Origin of the sequence: Tissierella sp. P1, from assembly GCF_002266425.1 — a bacterium.
Taxonomy (GTDB): domain Bacteria; phylum Bacillota; class Clostridia; order Tissierellales; family Tissierellaceae; genus Tissierella; species Tissierella carlieri.
The window spans coordinates 22,981-40,737 of the sequence record NZ_NPMN01000023.1; the positions used below are offsets into that span (position 1 = coordinate 22,981).

Here is a 17,757-nt window from a genome sequence, read left to right on the forward strand (position 1 = left end):
TGTGCCTTTTTTTATTTGTATAAAATATATTAATAATTTCTTAGTCTATTGTTTAAGGGATATGAAGAACCTTTCTTATTTAGAATTTACTAAAATTAAGGAGTGATAAGAATGAATATCAAATCGTCAGCAATAGGGGAAGAAACTATGGCTAAGAAGGCAGCTATATCAGGGGTTACAGTAGGGCTTTATGTTGTATTGATGTATTTAACCCAAGGGTTTGCCTTTGGACAATATCAGATAAGAATAGCAACATCATTTTACGTTTTAAGTGGAATCTACCCATTTCTAGTACTTCCATTAGCGGTAGGGAATATGGTAAGTAATATACTTATGGGGGGACTAGGAATTCTTGATGCATTAGGAGGTTTCATAGTAGGGTTCGTTACCTCAGGAGCAATTTATTTGATAAAGAAATTTAAGTTAAATGATTGGCTTATGGCCATTCCAATAATCTTTGGACCAGGATTAATAGTTCCTATATGGCTTTCAGTTATACTAAATATACCTTATAAGGTGTTGGCAGCCAGTCTATGTATTGGACAAATTATTCCGGGAATAGTGGGAGTTATTCTTTTTAAACAATTACGAAACAGAATATAAACTTAATAGAAATGGAGGATATAAATATGTCTGGAAGAAAAGAACAAGAATTAGAAGGTATAACATTATTAGGAAATCAAGGGACAAGCTATAATTATAATTACAATCCATCTGTTTTAGAAACATTTGAGAACAAACACAAGGAAAATGATTATTTTGTAAAGTTTAATTGTCCGGAATTTACAAGTCTTTGTCCCAAAACAGGACAACCTGACTTCGCATCAGTGTATATATCCTATGTTCCAGAAAGACTCATGGTAGAGAGCAAGTCTTTAAAGCTTTATCTTTTTAGCTTTAGAAACCATGGAGATTTTCATGAAGACTGTATGAACATAATAATGAAAGATTTAATAAGTCTTTTAGATCCAAAGTATATTGAAGTGTGGGGAAAGTTTACTCCAAGGGGAGGAATTTCTATTGACCCATACTGTAATTATGGTAAGGAAGGAACAAAGTGGAAAGATGTAGCTGAAAAAAGATTATTTTACCATGATATGAATCCGGAGAATATCAATAACAGGTAAAATTACTAAATTGAAATAAGACGAAAACTTTACATTAAGCAGTTCCCATAGGATAATATCATCCGACAGGATATAGTAAAGACTATTTTTTCAACTAATATGGGAATTAATTCGCATATCACGTTATTGGTTTAACCGGATGGTTATGTTAGCATTAAGTTATTAAACTCAAGGGGGCCATTATATGAGAACAGTTAAACTTAAGATTGCACAATTGAGAAAGGATAAGGGAATAGGGCAGCAGGAACTAGCAGATGTATTAGGAGTATCTTTTCAGTCAGTTAGTAAATGGGAGACTGGTATAACAATGCCTGATATAACCTTATTACCAAGTATAGCTGAGTATTTTGACGTTTCTGTAGATGAATTATTAGGTTTAAAACCATTACGCCAGCAAGAATATGTGCCAAGAGATACAGATAACCGAGATAATTGGAATGGAAAGACTGACAAACTTTATAAAAATAGAAAGTATTTCTGGAATGATGACTATCTAAGATTTCTTGTAAGAAATGTTTGGCATATAGAATCTCCAAAGGATATTATTGAATTTAGATGTGGAGATGGTTACTTAGGAATGAAATTACTTGAGATTTTACCTAAGGGAAGTACTTATACAGGAGTTGATAGTGAATATTTTATTAATAAAGCTAAATTAAATTTTAACAATACTAAATTTGATGTAAAGTTCATTCCATCAGATATATATTCTCTCGAGTCAAATGAAAAATATGATATGGCTATTTGTCAAGCTGGATTACGCCATATGAATAAGCCTATGGAAGTATTAAGAAAAATGGTGGATTTAGTTAAGGAAGAAGGATTTATCGTCTGTGTAGATGTTAATAGGGAATTTGAAAATGACGGGTTATATATTGATGATATTAGTTATGATTATCTATGTACAGCATTTGATTTTCATAAAGTATGGAAGAAAGAATTAGAGTATGAAGGTAGAGACTATGCAATTGGAATGAGGCTGCCATTTTATATGCAACAATTAGGTTTATATGATATTGACATTCGTATGAATGATAGGGTAATGTATGTAAATTCTGAAATGGAAGATTATGAAGAAAAAGTGCAAGATTTTATTGAAATCAACGGATTGGATGAATCTTTTGATATTGGCAGTCAAGAAAATACTATTGAACTATTCATGAATCGAGGAATTGATAGAGTTGAGGCAGAGAATTATATAAAAATGAAAGATAAGATAGCAGAATATTTTAGAAATCCTGAGAATAAAAAATCATTTTTAAAAGTACAAGGACTATTAATTACCTATGGGAGAAAATAAATATAATATGTAGATGCACAATTGCTAGTAATAGTATTTTTTATAGAGACTACTATTTAAGTAATAGCGAGATAAAATATTTTAATATCAGACCATTAGTATATCTAAATTATATATGGTGGCTTACAGTATACGAGGTCCTACTTTTCCTTGATTTATAAGGAGATGTAGGACTTCTCTTTGTATTTGCTAATTATGACATCAAAGCTTTAAATTCAGTATTATAGAGGTTTTATACACAATTCTCGAAGGTTATTTTCATCTAATATATACTGATTTTATAATGGATTGAGATTCAAATTCTTTAAAAGCTCTATTTAGGTGTTCATAAGTTGTTCCTAAAAATAGAGGAATTTGAGCTTGAGATGATATAATTTTTATTTGTTATATGCTCAGCTAAATAACTAGATAATCTATTTATAAAGGGATAAAATTGTAAGAATTATTATTAAGTGTATAAATCATAAAAATTTGTATGTTATAATTATAAAAGATAAACATATGGAGGAGATTATTATGAAGTATGAAGTTATAATATTTGATGCAGATGAGACTTTATTTGATTTCAAAAAATCTGAAAGAGAGGCTCTTAGGTGTACTATGATTGAATTTGATATAGAATATGATGAAGAATATCATTTAAATGTATATAAGGATATAAATACGGCTATATGGAAAGAGTTTGAAGATGGACTTATTACTCAGAAAGAATTAAAGGCTGAGAGATTTAAGAGATTATCAGATAGACTAAATGCTGGATTTGATGAATTTAAATTTGCAAAATCATATATGAAGAGTCTATCTTATGGATCATTTCTATATGATGATAGTATGGACCTTGTGGAAAGTTTGCATAAAGATTATAGACTCATCATAATCACTAATGGTCTTAGTGATGTCCAAGATAATAGAATAAGAAAATCTATTATAGCAAGATACTTTGCAGATATAGTAGTATCTGAGGAAGTTCAGGTATCAAAACCAGATTCCAGAATATTTGAACACGCTTTAAATAATATAAAGTATACTGATAAAAGCAAGGTGTTGATGGTAGGAGATAGCTTAACATCTGATATACAAGGTGGAATAAATTTTGGTATAGATACATGTTGGTTTAATCCTAATAAGATTGTGAATGAAACAGAAATAAAACCTACCTATGAGATTTCTAATTTGATGGAACTTAAGGATATTCTTAAAAAATAGATAATAATCAAGAAATAACTTGAATTGACATGACAGCAATATTATTATATGATTTACTTGTAACAATATGATGGTGAAAGGTGGAGTGCTATCCAAGGAAGAATATAATGAATTAGTTGGAATTATAAATATGTTTTTAAAATTATCCTATTGGAGTTAAAAGACTAAAAATATTTTTAGTCTTTTTTACTAATTATAATATCTGCTTATGGCTTTTTCTACGGGCTAAGCATAATTATTGTATTTAGCATAATATTTAATCTATTATACAAATGGGTAAAATATATTTAGTGAAATTATTCGAAAGGAGGATATATTTATGTTTTCTAGAAATTTAGATAAAGCTAAGGAGGCTTTTAAAAATAGAGATATTGAAGCTACAATTAAGGCACATAAACAAAATTATGAACCTCATAACTCAGGTGAAGGAAAGTATATTAAAAATCTTATCTATGGTGGATTAGATGGAATAATTACTACATTTGCAGTAGTTGCTGGTGTTGCAGGTGCGTCTCTTAATGGTGGTATAGTACTAATTATGGGGTTTGCCAATTTAATAGCTGATGGTTTGTCTATGGCAATTGGAGATTATTTATCTACAAAAGCAGAGATAGAATATCAACAACTTGAAAGAGAAAGAGAAAGTTGGGAAGTAGAACATTATCCCGAAGGAGAAAAACAAGAGATGATAGAGCTTTACAAGGCCAAAGGATTGAGTGAAGAAGATGCTATTAAAATAACAGATATAATTTCAAAAAACAAAGAGACATGGATTAGTGTTATGATGGTAGAAGAATTAGGAATTGTAGAAGAAAAGGAATCTCCGATTAAAAATGCATTAGTTACCTTTGTTTCCTTTTTAATTTTTGGATTTGTTCCTTTAATAGCATATGTATCATCAACATTTATACCAGGCATGGGTGATATAACCTTCATATTAGCTTGCATATTAACTGGGGTAACCCTATTTGTTTTAGGTGCTCTAAAGGTGAAAGTAACTGTGAAAAATTGGTTTACTTCTGGACTAGAGATGCTTATAGTTGGAGGAATAGCAGCTATAGCGGCATTCCTCATAGGTAAACTATTGGCTGGTCTTGCATAAACTTAAAAGAGACAAATCATTTCATGGAGTTTTAAAATTAAGGTTTTGATGAAGACGAATTAGAGCAGTAGATTATTTTTATAAAAACAATCTGCTGCTTTTAATTTTATCCATTCTGCTTAGGATGTTTAACTTCCAATTTAGTTTTTATTGCAGGTTTATGATTTCCAGATTAAGTTCTTGCAAATACTCAATTATTCTTGGCAAGGCATCAATAACGGCTTGGGATTCATGGAGAAGAATGATGGATCCTGATACATTGGAGTTCTCAATAGAATAAAATATCTTATCTGCATCGCGGGTTTTCCAATCTTCTGGATCATTATTCCAAAGTACTATTTTATATTCCTGATTGTATATTAAATCTTTTATCTGTTTATTAAGAGAGCCATAAGGTGGTCTAAAGAGATTTATCTTTTGATTGGTTACTTCTTCCAGTAATTCAATAGAGTCTATAAGTTCACTTTTTTGTTTATCATAAGAAAGAGTAGGCATATTAATATGATTCATAGAATGACTACCAATAGAGTAGCCGTTAGATTGAATACACTGAACGTAATCGGGATATTTCTTCACATTAAGTCCAGTAAAAAAGAATGTTCCACCAACTTCATATTTTTTTAGTACATCCATAATCCCTATAGAATATTGAGAAGGACCATCATCGAAGGTAAGAGCAACACTTCCTTCTGGAACGCTATATGTTATTGATTCTTCAAGTTTTATAAAAGGAATAGCGGGTTCAATAGAAGAGAGGTCTTCAATTGTTATACTATTCTCTGATTCCAAACTTTCACTTTCTTTCTCGGTTAATTCATTATTTAATTGAATTGACTGAGCCAGTGCCTTTTCATCAAATGCGGTTTTATTCAGATAAAGACGGCTTAAATATCCAAATAATATGACGAATATTACACTCATAATAGCAATAGATGTCATTTTAAATTTACCAATGTAATTCTTTGATATCTTTTCCTTATCTTTATGCGGTTCATCATTTGATTCTAATTTTATAGGTATGAAGATTGGCTTGTCCAAAGCAGCAATGTCTTGACAACGTTTAATAGTATTTAATTTACTTATATAATCTTCTGAGCATGAAAAACTTATTATCTCACTTTGATCACAATATGTTCGTGTCAATACACTTTTATGTTGTTTTTGGATTGCGTCCCATGAGCTATTAAAGGATAATCTATATTTATGTTTTTCATCAAGCTGAATAAGGTCTTTTAAATTCTCAGCTGTATATTTATCAACTTCCCAAAACATTTCAATATCTTGTTCAAATGAGAGCCTTACTTGTAAAAAATATTTATCATATTCATTTTTAATTTCTTTTAATTCAAGTAGTTTTCCGCTATAAATTGACATAGTTGGCCCCCTTTCTTTAGGTTTAAATAAAGTTCTGGTAATTGTTTACCTTGAATCAGATATATTAGAATTAATTGCCTTTGAAGAAAAAGAGGAAGACATTCGTTCTGTAAAATCATTTATGGTTTTCATCAATTGAGATTTCTCATGAAGTATTTTTTCATATTGCTGTGCATATTGTTGGTTTTCCGTTTCCAGCCTTCTAATATTTTCTTCAAGCTCATTGATTTTTAGCATATTTTGATATTGAGCATTCATAGACTCCTCGTTAAGTTTATTGTATTTATTAATTTCAGTTTCAAGTTGATTTGAAATCTTTTCATATTCCATATTTGAATTGTTTTGATACTCTTTATAATCTTCCAGCAATTGATCGTAGTTCATTTGTTTGTTTGTTAAGCTATTTTCTAGTCCGCGAATTTCTTTATTCTTCTCCTGTAAAAGCTGATCTTTTTTCATTAAATCTTGCTTAATACGACTAATTGCTTCATTAGCAGCATATAATTGTTCCTCAAGGCCTTTATTTTTATAGAATATCAATTGACGATCTTTTATGATATTTTCCATGGAAACAATTAAATCTAGAACTACTTTGTCTTGATTATCTTTTGAAAATAGGGGATTATTGTTTTGTGTACTTATTTGTTCAGACTCTTTCAAATTAAGAAATTTCTCTTCTTTAATAACTTCCGTTACTTCTACTTGTTGTTCTATATTGTTTAGATCTAAAAGGTTTTGATTAGGATTAGTAGTTTTAAACCAACTAATGCCTTTTTTTTTAGTACTCTCTTTGGTCACAATATCATCCTCCTATATAAATGGCTTAATAAAAAACTTCTATCCATTTAATTATAGGCAAAAAGTAGAGGTAACAAAATAGTACAAAACTCCTATAATATTTTCAATATTGAAGTAAATTCATAGGGAGAAATGTAGGATAAAGAGATATGTAATACTTTAATGTCAAATAGTATATGAATATTCTTCTTATTTTTCTTGACCTTAGCCTTAGGATAAGGTTTATAGTGTATATAGAATGATAAACAATGGAGGTTATATAATGGAGAGACTTTATTCTGTAAAAGAAGTATCTGAGATATTTAATATATCTACAAATAAAATTAGATTCTATGAGAAAAAAGGATTAATTAATCCTAAGAGGAACGTTGAAAATGATTATAGGTATTTCAATGAAAATGATTTAATAAAACTCCATACAATTTTAATGTATAGGGAATTAAATTTACCAATTGAAAGCATTAGAGATATATTTAAGGATGAGAGTAAAAACAATTTATTAAATCATTTCTATACTCAATGGGAAGTTGTGAATAACCAAATCCATAAGATGCAGCTGATAAAAGGATCTTTGGAAGACATTATGGATAATGTATATGAGAGTGAAAATGAGAGTTATAAGGCAGAAATAATAAAAGTAATAGAATCAATGAATGAAATATGGAAGGTTAAAAATGAATGGAAGGATAAATGGGATTTCAATAGTTGGGCTAAAACTTATGATGAATCAATAAGAAAAGATTATAGCACATTAAACTTTTATAAAAACTATGATAAGTTATTAGACACTGTTTTTGAAGAAGCGGTAGCAGATAAGAAAATGACAATTAAAGTATTGGAAATAGGTGTGGGGACAGGGAATCTATCAAGAAGATTTTTAGATAAAAATTATGATATAATTGGTATTGATCAATCAAGAGAAATGTTAAATATATCGAAGGAAAAGTTTCCAAAATTAAAGTTAAGATTAGGTGATTTTCTAAAGATTCCTTTTGAAAATAATAAATTTGATGTGATAGTATCAACCTATGCATTTCACCATCTAGATGAAGAGGAAAAAATTATTGCAATCAATGAAATGCTTAGGGTTTTAAAATTAGATGGCAAGATAATCATAGGAGATCTAATGTTTGAAAGTCAAAAAGATAAAGGAGAAATTATGAAAACTTTAACTAAAGATGAAATTGAAGAAATAGAGGATGAATATTATTCAAATATTGATTTTTTAAGAGAACAATTTGAAATTCATAGGAAGAAATTAGAAGTAACTAGAATAGATAAATTAGTCTTTGTGGTTGAGGTGAATTAAAATTTGAATTATAATATATATAATTTTAGGGGAGAGTGACCATAAAAATAAGGGAGGGATTTTATGAAGGAAATGAGAAGGAAAGATAGAGAAATGGACGAGAATTTTGCCTATTCCATCATAGACAAAGCTAAATTTGGAACCTTAGCCACTATTGATGAAGAAGGAAATCCTTATTGCATTCCAGTTTCTATTGCTAGATGTGATAATAAAATATATATCCATTCTGCATATCAGGGTAGTAAAATAGAAAATATAAAAAGAAATTCTAAAATATGTATATCTTTTGTTGGAGATGTGAATGTTCCACCACCAGGACCTGCTGGAGAATTAGAAAAAGCTATGGAAGACCCCAAAACCTTTAGAAAGATAGCCAGTCAAAAATTTACCACTGAATTTGAATCAACAGTAGTTTTTGGTAGGGCTAATATTGTTGAAGATGAGAAGGAAAAAATCTTAGGGCTAAGGCTGTTATCAGAAAAATATAGTCCTTGGAATATGCCATATTTTGAAGCAGCTATTGAAGGTTCTTTAAAGATTACTTGTGTAATACGTATTGATATCGAAAGAATTACTGGAAAAAGAAAGAAGTATGATAAAGGCGGCGTAGAGATGAAATGGGGTAGAATGGAATAGTGTAGTTAAAGTTATGAATATTTTTTGAGATCATTTTATTGCCATAAAAATGCTAAATATATATTTAGCATTTTTATTTTTATATAAAGGTATTATTCTTTGAGTAATAATAATATTAATTAAAGATTTTCCTGACTTATAGTTAGATTAGTCTTATAAGTTTAATATATTATATTGACTTCTAATGCATATAGCTATATGATATATATCGACGCGATATATTAATATTAAGAAAGGTTGATGCTAATGATAAAATTTATAATTTTAGGTTTTTTAACATATAAAAACCTCACAGGGTATGATATAAAGCAAATTATGATTCAAAGTACATCAAATTTTGCTAATGCAAGTTTTGGAAGTATTTACCCTGCACTAAATAAATTAGAAAAAGATGGTTTAATAAACTCTACTAAGGTTATAGAGGATGGAAAATACAAGAAGGTATATTGTATCAATGAAGCTGGAAATGATGCATTTATTAAATGGCTAGAAGAGCCTATAGATTTTATGAGATCTTATGAGGATATTCTTACCAAAATATTTTTCTATGAAAAACTTCCAAAGAAAAAGGCTTCACAGCTTGTGGAGCAGTTAATTGGAGATATTAATAAAAAGTTAGAGGAGCTTGAAAGTCTTGAGGCTGAGATTAGGGATAAGGCAGGGTATTTTGAAATGTCAACACTTTATTTTGGTATAGATCATTTGAAATTTATGACTAGTTGGTATGAAAAATTCTTAAAGGATTTAAATAATAGATAAGGGAGGTATGTATAGGTGAAAGCATTAATACTTAACGGTGCATTAGAAAACGACCAAAGTATGGAAAGAATAAACAAGCTTACTGAAGAGACACTTATTGAACATGGTTATGAAGTAGAATCTATTGTACTCAATGAAAAGAAAATAGGAGAATGTATGGGGTGTTTTGGCTGCTGGGTAAAGACTCCTGGAATTTGTGTAATAGATGATTATGGACGAGTGCTTACAGAAACTATAATTAATATGGATTTAGTAGTATATCTTACGCCTGTAGTCTATGGAGGATATTCATCTGAACTTAAAAAGGCTTTAGATAGAATAATTCCTTTATTACTTCCATTCTTTAAAAAGATTAGTGGAGAAGTGCATCATAAGGAGAGATATAAAACATATCCAGAGGTAGTAGTGTTAGGATTGATGTCAGAAGAAGACAATGAAATGGAAGAAGTATTTAATAATCTTCTCAAGAGAAACTCTTTAAATTGGTATAATTCTTTCAGCGGAGGAACTATACATAATAAATCAGAAGAACAGATAAAATATCAATTAAAAGAGAAGTTAAGTCATAGAAAGGGGATATAATATGTTAAATGAGAAAAAGGCATTGTTATTAATTGGAAGTCCTAAAAAGAAAAACAGTACCTCCGAATCCCTAGGAAATTATTTACTTGAAGGGCTGAATAAAAAAGGATATATTTCTGAGAAACTTCATATAATTTCTATTCTAAAAGATGATGTAGAAGGTCTATTTGCCAAGGTAAATGATGCTGATATAGTTATAGTTTCTGCCCCTTTATACGTGGACAGTTTACCATCTCCTTTGATTAAAGCTTTTGAGCTTATAGGACAAAATAGAAAAGGAATGTCAAATTCTAAAAGCCAAAGGTTTATTTCTATTGTAAATAATGGTTTTCCAGAATCATTTCATAGTAATACAGCTCTTAAAATATGTAAAATATTTGCAGATAATGCTGGATTTCAATGGCTTGGTGGTCTTGCAATAGGATGCAGTCCTGCAATAAATGGCATGCCAATTAAAAACTTAGGCGGCATGACTAGGAATATAGTAAAATCTTTAGATATAACTATAGATAAAATAGCTAAGAATGAAAGTATCCCTTTAGAGGCAATAAATTTAGTATCAAAAGAAATAATACCTAGTTGGTTATATACATTAATTGCTAATAGAGGATGGAAGATTCAGGCTAGGAAGTTTAATGCTCATAAAAGCTTATATATAAAGCCTTATATAAAATAAATATAATTCACCTAAAAATCTTCTTATAAGGGGATTTTTAATATTGTTTTAATATGATAGACAGCTTAAGATATCTTTGTTTCTATATATAAGGTATAATTATTCTATAATTACAGATCCATAAAGGAGAAAAAGTCCAATGAAGTTATATAATCTAATATTCATCACATTAGGAATTATTTCTATGGTAATTGGAATGATAGGAGTCATTATACCTGTATTACCAACAACACCATTTTTGATATTAGCATCTATGTTTTTTGTAAAGGGATCTGAGAAATTTGACTTATGGCTTAAAAGCACAAAATTATACAAAGATTATGCAGAAGATTTTATTAGAGATAGGTCAATGACATTAAAGAGAAAAATAACAATAATGTTGATCTCTGATTTAATGTTATTATTTCCATTAATAATTGTAGGAAAGGTATTTATTAAATTGTTTATAATATTGATAGCAATTTTCAAGTATTATTATTTTATCTTTGAGATAAAGACTAAGAAAGAATAATTGATTCACAAAACATTTAATATTTTGTAGCTCTAAGTTATTTGATATAAATTATATTTTCCTGTATTATTTCTAATAAAATTTGCAGAATCAGTTTAAATACAGCATGAGATGTGCCAGTATCTGTCTTTTCTAATTTTTCCCCAATATAATTGTCTATTGTTTTTATTGTTTTTTCATTTGCCCTAAATTTATACCACTTGCAACTATTAATATAGGTTTTGAAATGTTTATCCTTTAAAAATTAAAGATTTATCTATTTGAGATACATTATGTCCTACTGCATCTGCCGCCTCTTGAGCAGTTCTAGTTGAAGCACAAAATTCAATTACATTTAAATTTGACCCAACTTATTCCAAAAATGTTTTGAATTTTTCAGTACTTTTACTCAAATCATATGACATATGCTTCTCTCCTTATTTGATTAAATTATTATAAATAATATAAAGATGAACTTTGAAATATGTGAATTATAATAAAGTCAGTAAATATTTATCTTATACTTTCATTAAATTACCTAGTATTTAAAATCGTTAAAACATACAAAATAATAAAGAATAAAACTTTGATATAGAGGTGAGAATTTTGGCAAAAAGACCATTGAATTCTAATGCTGTAAGAGCTTTAGAAGAAATGAAAATGGAGATAGCCAATGAAATGGGCTTATCAAATAATCTTTCAAATTTAGATCCCATAGAGAATATATTTACTGCTGGTACAGTAGGTGGAATGATGACTAAGAAATTAGTTGAAATGGGACAAAAACAGCTTATAGATAAATAATAAGATTGTGGTCATCTTTAGATGAAAAAATTATTAAAAATAAGGAGGTGCAGATTATGAATAATAAACCAAAACCAGATGATAGAAGAGATAATGTTGAGAAGATACAATTTAATATTGACAATACAATTAAAAATTACAATCTTGCAGAAGAAGTGATTGCAAAAACAGATGATGAAAAGACTAAAGAAGCATTAATGGAGAAAAATAAAAGGAGAGAAGAATCTCTAAAGGGAATGAAAGAAGAAATTAAAGATGAGGCAATAGCAAGAGAAAATAATTACAAGTAAATGAAATTGAATGTAAAATAAGGCATGGGTAGAATGATACCCATGTTTTTTTCTATTACTTATTTTTCTCCGGAAGTATATAGGTGATGTAATTGGCAATAGGTATTATTACTCCACCGCCTAAAATATTGCCCAATGTCACTGGAATTAAGTTTGAAAACCATATATTAGACCAAGTAGTATTAAGTCCCGAGTACTTTGCTAATGGTAAAAAAAACATATTAGCCACACTATGTTCATATCCAGATAAAACAAACAACATTATGGGAAACCATATAACAAATATCCTTGAAATTATATCTTGTGCTGCTGCAGCCATCCATACTGCAAGGCAGACTAATATATTACACAGTACTCCTCGTATAAGTGCGGTTTGAAAACTTAAAGACATTTTAGAACTACCTATATTAAGTGTAACATCTAGCACACTTTGACTTACCAGGTATGATTTGTGTATAAGGTAAGCCAGAGTTAAAGAGCCTATGAAGTTTCCCAAATATACTAAGAACCAATTTCTCAATAATCCATATACAGATATTTTTTTATCCATTATAGCCATAGTCATTAAATTATTTCCAGTGAAAAGCTCGGAACCTGAAAAAACTACAAGCATTAGACCGACAGGAAAAACTAAACCACCTGCGAATTTCATTAGTCCAACATCTATATTACCTAAGGTTTGCATGATTACAATATCACCAAAGGCTCCAAAACCAATATAGGCTCCAGCCATTATTCCAAGGATTAGTAGCCTAGTTACTGATAAACTTGCTTTTGTTTCTGCTGAGGCAATGATTGATTTTGCTACTTCAGAGGGTGCAAGAAATTTCTTCTCCATGTGCATTACCTACCTTCATATTTTGTGATATAAATTATTCTGTATTAATATTTTCTCTATATATTAAAAAATAATACAGTAATGAAAATTAAGGATTATAATAAAAAAATAGATTAGTTTTCAAGAATATGATTATAATTAAGTACTATGTTATAATAGAAGCAAATTTATTAACAAAATACATTTGGGAGAGTTTTATATGGCTAGAGATTATTTTCTCTTATATCTAATTTATGGATTTGCATTTATCAATATGGGGATATTTTCCATTCAAGGAAAAGATGCAGAAGTGACTGATTTACCACTGGTAAAATCATTGAAATATTTAGGATACTTTGGCATTAGTCATGGTATAACAGAATGGATTACAATGATTGAAATCCTAGATATTTATTCCCATCTACATACTTTTTTATTTATTATAAAATATTTTTTAAAAGCAGTTTCATTTGCCTATTTGATGATTTTTGGAATTAGTTTATTACCATTAAAACATAGATATCGAAAGATTATTCTTAAAGTTCCTATTATATTGTTTTTAGTGTGGCTGACGGGTTTTATTTTATTATCTGTTTATTATGGACAAGATTATCTTATGTTAAATCCAAAATATAACATTATAGTACTAAGATATATAATGGCACTTTCGGGCGGTGCAGTATCGGCTATTGCCTTGTACTTAAATGGTAAAATCATAGAGAAAAGAAAATCTAATAGTATGGCTAAAAGATATAAAGGATTAGCATGTATATTTTTAATCTATGGCTTTTTAGATGGACTTATTGTAAAAAAGATGGATTTTTTCCCTGCTAATATTATTAATGATAATTTATTTCTAGAAATTTTTCAATTTCCCATTCAAATATTTAAAGCATCTGTTGGAATAACTATTAATTTTCTATTAATTAAGGTAATAGATACATTTGGTTGGGAACAGAAAGAAAAGATAAATAGATTGGAAGAACGTAGAATAGCCTCTGAAGAAAGAAGAAAGCTGGGACTAGAGATACATGACAGTATAATACAAAGCCTATATGCAGCAGGACTAAAGGTAGAATATTTGATAAAAAATAAATCGGAAGATAGTATAGAGCCTATGTTGAAGGAAATAAAAATTGACTTAAATAATACAATAGATAAGACTCGTGAATTTTTGTCATCAAGTACATTGGAAATTATAGAAATGGAGGATTTAAACTATAGTCTTCAACAATTAGTAAGGAAGTTCAATGAAAATCAGGATATCCCAATAGAGTTCAAAAGTAATACATCTCAAACAAACTATGGGCATTTATCTCCAGAGAAATCTACGCAAATTTATTATATAGTTCAGGAGGCTATTAGCAATGTAATTAAGCATTCTAAGGCTATTTATGCAGAAGTTTTATTAGAGAGTAAGTATGATTTTCTATATATTAAAGTAATAGATAACGGTTTAGGAATTTCTATGAAGGGTATGAATGTTGAAAAACATTTTGGGATTAGTTCCATGGAAGAAAGGGCTAAGAGAATTGGAGGAACACTTAATATTGATAAAATAGGGAATGGTACAAAAGTGGAGATTATGATACCTTGGGGGGATACAAGACATGAATGATAAGATAAAGGTCTTATTAGTAGATGATCATAGTGTGGTTAGAGACGGATTAAGACTATTGTTGCAATTAAATGATGGTTTAGAGGTATGTGGAGAGGCAGCAACATTAAAAGAGGCTATTATGATGGCTATTAATACTAATCCAGATGTTATCCTATTAGATTTTAAGCTTCCTGATGGTGACGGAGTAAGTGGTTGTATTAGTATCAAGAATTTATTTCCAAATATCAAAATTATTATTTTAACAGCTTATGCAGAGGAGCATATAGTTATGGAAACCATTAGGGCGGGGGCTGATGGATATTTATTAAAAAATATTGAATCAGAAGAGTTAATAAAAACTATATTGTCTGTATATAATGGGGATTCAGTGCTGGACCTTCTGTTACAGAGGGAGTTTTTAATAGTATAAAGCTAGACAATCAGAAAATAGAAGAAAGTTCGGAGTTCAGTCCGAGAGAAACGAAAATATTACAAGCTCTTAGTTTAGGTAAAACCAATAAGGAGATAGCAGAATCATTGTCAATTTCAGATAAAACTGTTCGAAATTATATTAGTAATATTTTTAAAAAGATAAATGTTTCAAATAGAACAGAGGCAGCTAGTTATTGGATTAGAAAAAGGAACTTAAGATAGGACAAATGTACCTAGCTTAGGGACAAAATTCAGAATATGAAATCCTTTTTTTACATGGTAAATTATTAATATGAAGTTTTTACACTTACACAAAAGATAAAGAACAATTTAAGCACAAAAGATGAAGAAGTCAGTTTACTATTAACGTAGACTGGCTTTTAAGCTTTATAAGTATTTAGAAAGATATTGACTGTTATATAATCTTTCTGTATAATTTATTATGTAAATTTAATCAAATATATAATAAATATAAAGGCAGATGGGCGGCTTCCAATACCCATTTGCTTTTTTGTGTTAAAAAATAGGAGGATGACGTAAATGAAAAAGACATTAAAAGACAAGAGGTTCTTCCTTGCAATTCTTACATTAGTTATACCTATAACTTTACAGAACTTAATTAGTTCATCTCTAAATATGGTTGATAATTTAATGATAGGAAGACTTGGAGAAAGTTCCATTGCAGCTGTAGGTTTAGTTAATCAATATTTTTTTATATTCATGTTATGTTTAACAGGAATTAATGCAGGAGCAGGCATATTTATGTCCCAATTTTGGGGTAAAAAGGATATTTCAAATATAAGAAAGATGTTAGGATTAGATATGATTTTGAGCCTTATAGTTTCATTTTTATTTTTTATTCCAGCATCTTTATTTCCTAGAGAAATAATAAAAGTATTTACTAAGGATACTGAAGTTATAAATTTAGGAGTTCAGTATATTAGAATTATTTCAGTAACCTTTGTACTTACTAGTATTACTCAAGCCTATTCTACAACATTAAGATGTATTGGTATTGCAAGATTACCAATGTTTGGAAGTCTAATAGGTGTACTAACAAATGCTTTTCTTAACTGGGTTTTTATATTTGGACATTTTGGATTTCCTGCAATGGGCGTAGTAGGGGCAGCCATAGCTACTAGTATAGCTAGATTTGTAGAGATGATGTTTATAATTGTCTGTGCCTATAAGTCTAACTCAGTTATTCCTAGTAAACTAAAAAATATTATAGGATTTGACCATGAATTCGTTAAGATGTATTTTAAAACATCTTCATCGGTAATAATTAACGAGTTGGTATGGTCCATAGGATTATCTGTATATTCAATAATATATGCTAAAATAGGTATTCGTGAGGTAGCTAGTATGCAGATAGCGAGTACTATCAATAATTTGTTTATGGTTTTTTCCATAGGACTTGCTAATGCAGCAGCTATTATGATAGGAAATAAAATTGGAGCAGGTGAAGAAAAGATAGCAATTAATTATGCAATAAAGTTAGGTATATTTGCTCCAATTGTAGGATTAATAACAGGAATATCATTATGGATTGCATCTCCTGCAGTTGTAGGATTATTTAAGATCAATAAGGATACATTAGATATTACAATTACAGTACTTAAAATCATGGCCTTTTTTGCACCACTTAGGTTTTTCAATGTCCTTATGATAGTAGGAATATTTAGAGGAGGGGGAGATACGACATATTCCATGTTAGTACAACTTGGAACAATTTGGTGTTTTGCTATTCCAGCAGGATTTATTGCAGCAACATATTTTAAATTACCGTTGGAAAAAGTATTTTTTATAATATCCTTGGAGGAGGTTGTAAAAATATTTTTTTGAGGCTAAACGACTTCGCTCTAAAAAATGGATAAGAAATGTTGTGGAAGAATTAAATAGTATAAATATAGCTGCATAAGAAAAATACTCCTTTGGGAGTATTTTTTAATATAGATTGTCATCTAGTCTGGAGATAGCCTTTTCTAAATCAACCTCAGCAGTAGATATAGCTTTTTCTCTACTAACATTTGGATCACCTAAATATCCGCCATTACTCTTAAGAATATCTCTAGCCTTCTGAGAATCCTCACTATTAGCATCTACACTAACAACGTAATTTATACTTGCAACTTCTTCAAAAGAACCCATTCCACTAACCATAGGGCTAGCAGCAGCTAAGGGAGAATTTCCTTCATTTAAGCCAGTCGAACCAGAGTTTAAAACTAATTGAGAGAGGCTAGGTGCTGTACTTGTTCCTGGATTATTTGTTTTAATATTTCTATTTCCAATATAATGATCGTTAATATCTACAAAAGCACCACTAAAACCTGCATTTTTAAGTTCTTTAACAGCATCATTTGCGGCACTTATTTCTCCAAAATAACCTTTTACTGTCATTTTTATTCCTCCAGTATGAATTATAGTATATATATACTTTTCCACAAATTTATTT

General features: G+C 29.3%; 22 protein-coding genes. 17 read left to right on the forward strand and 5 right to left on the reverse strand.

Translation table 11 applies throughout. The features are described from left to right. The first annotated feature begins 111 nt into the window (after positions 1–111). The 3 genes from CIW83_RS15580 to CIW83_RS15590 all read left to right on the forward strand — a co-directional run bounded on the left by CIW83_RS15580 (position 112) and on the right by CIW83_RS15590 (position 2,427). Positions 112–603, forward strand: coding sequence for a QueT transporter family protein (locus tag CIW83_RS15580; protein WP_094902878.1), 492 nt, complete (start codon positions 112–114; stop codon positions 601–603). A 26-nt stretch (positions 604–629) separates the two neighbouring features. Beyond that, positions 630–1,127, forward strand: a complete 498-nt coding sequence (gene queF / locus CIW83_RS15585) for a preQ(1) synthase (protein WP_094902880.1) — start codon at positions 630–632, stop codon at positions 1,125–1,127. A gap of 184 nt (positions 1,128–1,311) precedes the next feature. Continuing rightward, positions 1,312–2,427, forward strand: coding sequence for a DNA (cytosine-5-)-methyltransferase (locus tag CIW83_RS15590; RefSeq protein WP_094902882.1), 1,116 nt, complete (start codon positions 1,312–1,314; stop codon positions 2,425–2,427). A 258-nt stretch (positions 2,428–2,685) separates the two neighbouring features. Here CIW83_RS15590 and CIW83_RS24945 read toward each other — a convergent pair whose 3' ends face one another. Further along, positions 2,686–2,808, reverse strand: coding sequence for a helix-turn-helix domain-containing protein (locus CIW83_RS24945; RefSeq protein ID WP_369819402.1), 123 nt, complete (start codon positions 2,806–2,808; stop codon positions 2,686–2,688). A 135-nt stretch (positions 2,809–2,943) separates the two neighbouring features. On the opposite strand from CIW83_RS24945, the gene CIW83_RS15600 reads away from it, so the two are divergent. Together CIW83_RS15600 and CIW83_RS15605 are read left to right on the forward strand one after the other, a co-directional pair. Then, positions 2,944–3,633, forward strand: coding sequence for a YjjG family noncanonical pyrimidine nucleotidase (locus tag CIW83_RS15600; protein ID WP_094902884.1), 690 nt, complete (start codon positions 2,944–2,946; stop codon positions 3,631–3,633). A gap of 319 nt (positions 3,634–3,952) precedes the next feature. Next, positions 3,953–4,735, forward strand: coding sequence for a VIT1/CCC1 transporter family protein (locus CIW83_RS15605; protein WP_094902886.1), 783 nt, complete (start codon positions 3,953–3,955; stop codon positions 4,733–4,735). Positions 4,736–4,882: 147 nt separating this feature from the next. Here the strand turns inward: CIW83_RS15605 and CIW83_RS15610 are convergent, their stop codons facing one another. Together CIW83_RS15610 and CIW83_RS15615 are read right to left on the reverse strand one after the other, a co-directional pair. Continuing rightward, positions 4,883–6,109 carry a polysaccharide deacetylase family protein gene (locus CIW83_RS15610; RefSeq protein ID WP_094902888.1) on the reverse strand — a complete coding sequence of 409 codons (1,227 nt, stop codon included), beginning with the start codon at positions 6,107–6,109 and terminating at the stop codon, positions 4,883–4,885. 45 nt (positions 6,110–6,154) lie between these two features. After that, positions 6,155–6,907 carry a hypothetical protein gene (locus tag CIW83_RS15615; RefSeq protein ID WP_094902890.1) on the reverse strand — a complete coding sequence of 251 codons (753 nt, stop codon included), beginning with the start codon at positions 6,905–6,907 and terminating at the stop codon, positions 6,155–6,157. A 262-nt stretch (positions 6,908–7,169) separates the two neighbouring features. Here CIW83_RS15615 and CIW83_RS15620 point away from each other — a divergent pair, with 262 nt between their 5' ends. From CIW83_RS15620 to tlp, 8 genes are all read left to right on the forward strand, one after another. Beyond that, positions 7,170–8,216, forward strand: a complete 1,047-nt coding sequence (locus tag CIW83_RS15620; protein ID WP_094902892.1) for a MerR family transcriptional regulator — start codon at positions 7,170–7,172, stop codon at positions 8,214–8,216. 63 nt (positions 8,217–8,279) lie between these two features. Then, positions 8,280–8,852, forward strand: coding sequence for a pyridoxamine 5'-phosphate oxidase family protein (locus CIW83_RS15625; protein WP_235601366.1), 573 nt, complete (start codon positions 8,280–8,282; stop codon positions 8,850–8,852). A gap of 246 nt (positions 8,853–9,098) precedes the next feature. Next, the gene (locus CIW83_RS15630) at positions 9,099–9,611 is read left to right on the forward strand and encodes a PadR family transcriptional regulator (RefSeq protein ID WP_158220147.1); all 513 of its coding nucleotides are present in this window, start codon (positions 9,099–9,101) and stop codon (positions 9,609–9,611) included. A gap of 15 nt (positions 9,612–9,626) precedes the next feature. Further along, positions 9,627–10,193, forward strand: a complete 567-nt coding sequence (locus tag CIW83_RS15635; protein WP_094902896.1) for a flavodoxin family protein — start codon at positions 9,627–9,629, stop codon at positions 10,191–10,193. A 1-nt stretch (position 10,194) separates the two neighbouring features. Next, entirely contained in the window at positions 10,195–10,869 is a 675-nt protein-coding gene (locus tag CIW83_RS15640) for an NAD(P)H-dependent oxidoreductase (RefSeq protein WP_094902898.1), read from the forward strand. Between the two features lie 139 nt (positions 10,870–11,008). Continuing rightward, positions 11,009–11,380 carry a YbaN family protein gene (locus tag CIW83_RS15645; protein ID WP_094902900.1) on the forward strand — a complete coding sequence of 124 codons (372 nt, stop codon included), beginning with the start codon at positions 11,009–11,011 and terminating at the stop codon, positions 11,378–11,380. Between the two features lie 576 nt (positions 11,381–11,956). Continuing rightward, a complete protein-coding gene (locus CIW83_RS15655; protein ID WP_308523964.1) occupies positions 11,957–12,163 on the forward strand; it encodes an alpha/beta-type small acid-soluble spore protein in 207 nt (68 codons plus the stop codon). A 56-nt stretch (positions 12,164–12,219) separates the two neighbouring features. Beyond that, positions 12,220–12,453, forward strand: a complete 234-nt coding sequence (tlp, locus tag CIW83_RS15660; RefSeq protein WP_094902902.1) for a small acid-soluble spore protein Tlp — start codon at positions 12,220–12,222, stop codon at positions 12,451–12,453. A gap of 55 nt (positions 12,454–12,508) precedes the next feature. Here tlp and CIW83_RS15665 read toward each other — a convergent pair whose 3' ends face one another. Then, on the reverse strand, positions 12,509–13,291 hold the full coding sequence (locus CIW83_RS15665; RefSeq protein ID WP_094902904.1) for a formate/nitrite transporter family protein: 783 nt from the start codon (positions 13,289–13,291) through the stop codon (positions 12,509–12,511). Between the two features lie 199 nt (positions 13,292–13,490). On the opposite strand from CIW83_RS15665, the gene CIW83_RS15670 reads away from it, so the two are divergent. The 4 genes from CIW83_RS15670 to CIW83_RS15685 all read left to right on the forward strand — a co-directional run bounded on the left by CIW83_RS15670 (position 13,491) and on the right by CIW83_RS15685 (position 17,147). Beyond that, positions 13,491–14,888, forward strand: coding sequence for a sensor histidine kinase (locus CIW83_RS15670; protein WP_094902906.1), 1,398 nt, complete (start codon positions 13,491–13,493; stop codon positions 14,886–14,888). Then, positions 14,881–15,300, forward strand: a complete 420-nt coding sequence (locus CIW83_RS15675) for a response regulator transcription factor (RefSeq protein ID WP_094902908.1) — start codon at positions 14,881–14,883, stop codon at positions 15,298–15,300. The genes CIW83_RS15670 and CIW83_RS15675 overlap by 8 nt, the downstream gene beginning before the upstream one ends. Before the next feature lie 17 nt (positions 15,301–15,317). Beyond that, positions 15,318–15,524 (forward strand): response regulator transcription factor, encoded by a 207-nt coding sequence (locus CIW83_RS24950; RefSeq protein WP_369819403.1) that lies wholly within the window; start codon positions 15,318–15,320, stop codon positions 15,522–15,524. A 318-nt stretch (positions 15,525–15,842) separates the two neighbouring features. Continuing rightward, entirely contained in the window at positions 15,843–17,147 is a 1,305-nt protein-coding gene (locus CIW83_RS15685) for an MATE family efflux transporter (RefSeq protein ID WP_201259933.1), read from the forward strand. Between the two features lie 102 nt (positions 17,148–17,249). Here CIW83_RS15685 and CIW83_RS15690 read toward each other — a convergent pair whose 3' ends face one another. Continuing rightward, positions 17,250–17,702: a hypothetical protein gene (locus CIW83_RS15690; RefSeq protein WP_201259934.1), complete on the reverse strand. Its 453-nt coding sequence runs from the start codon at positions 17,700–17,702 to the stop codon at positions 17,250–17,252. Positions 17,703–17,757: the final 55 nt, after the last annotated feature.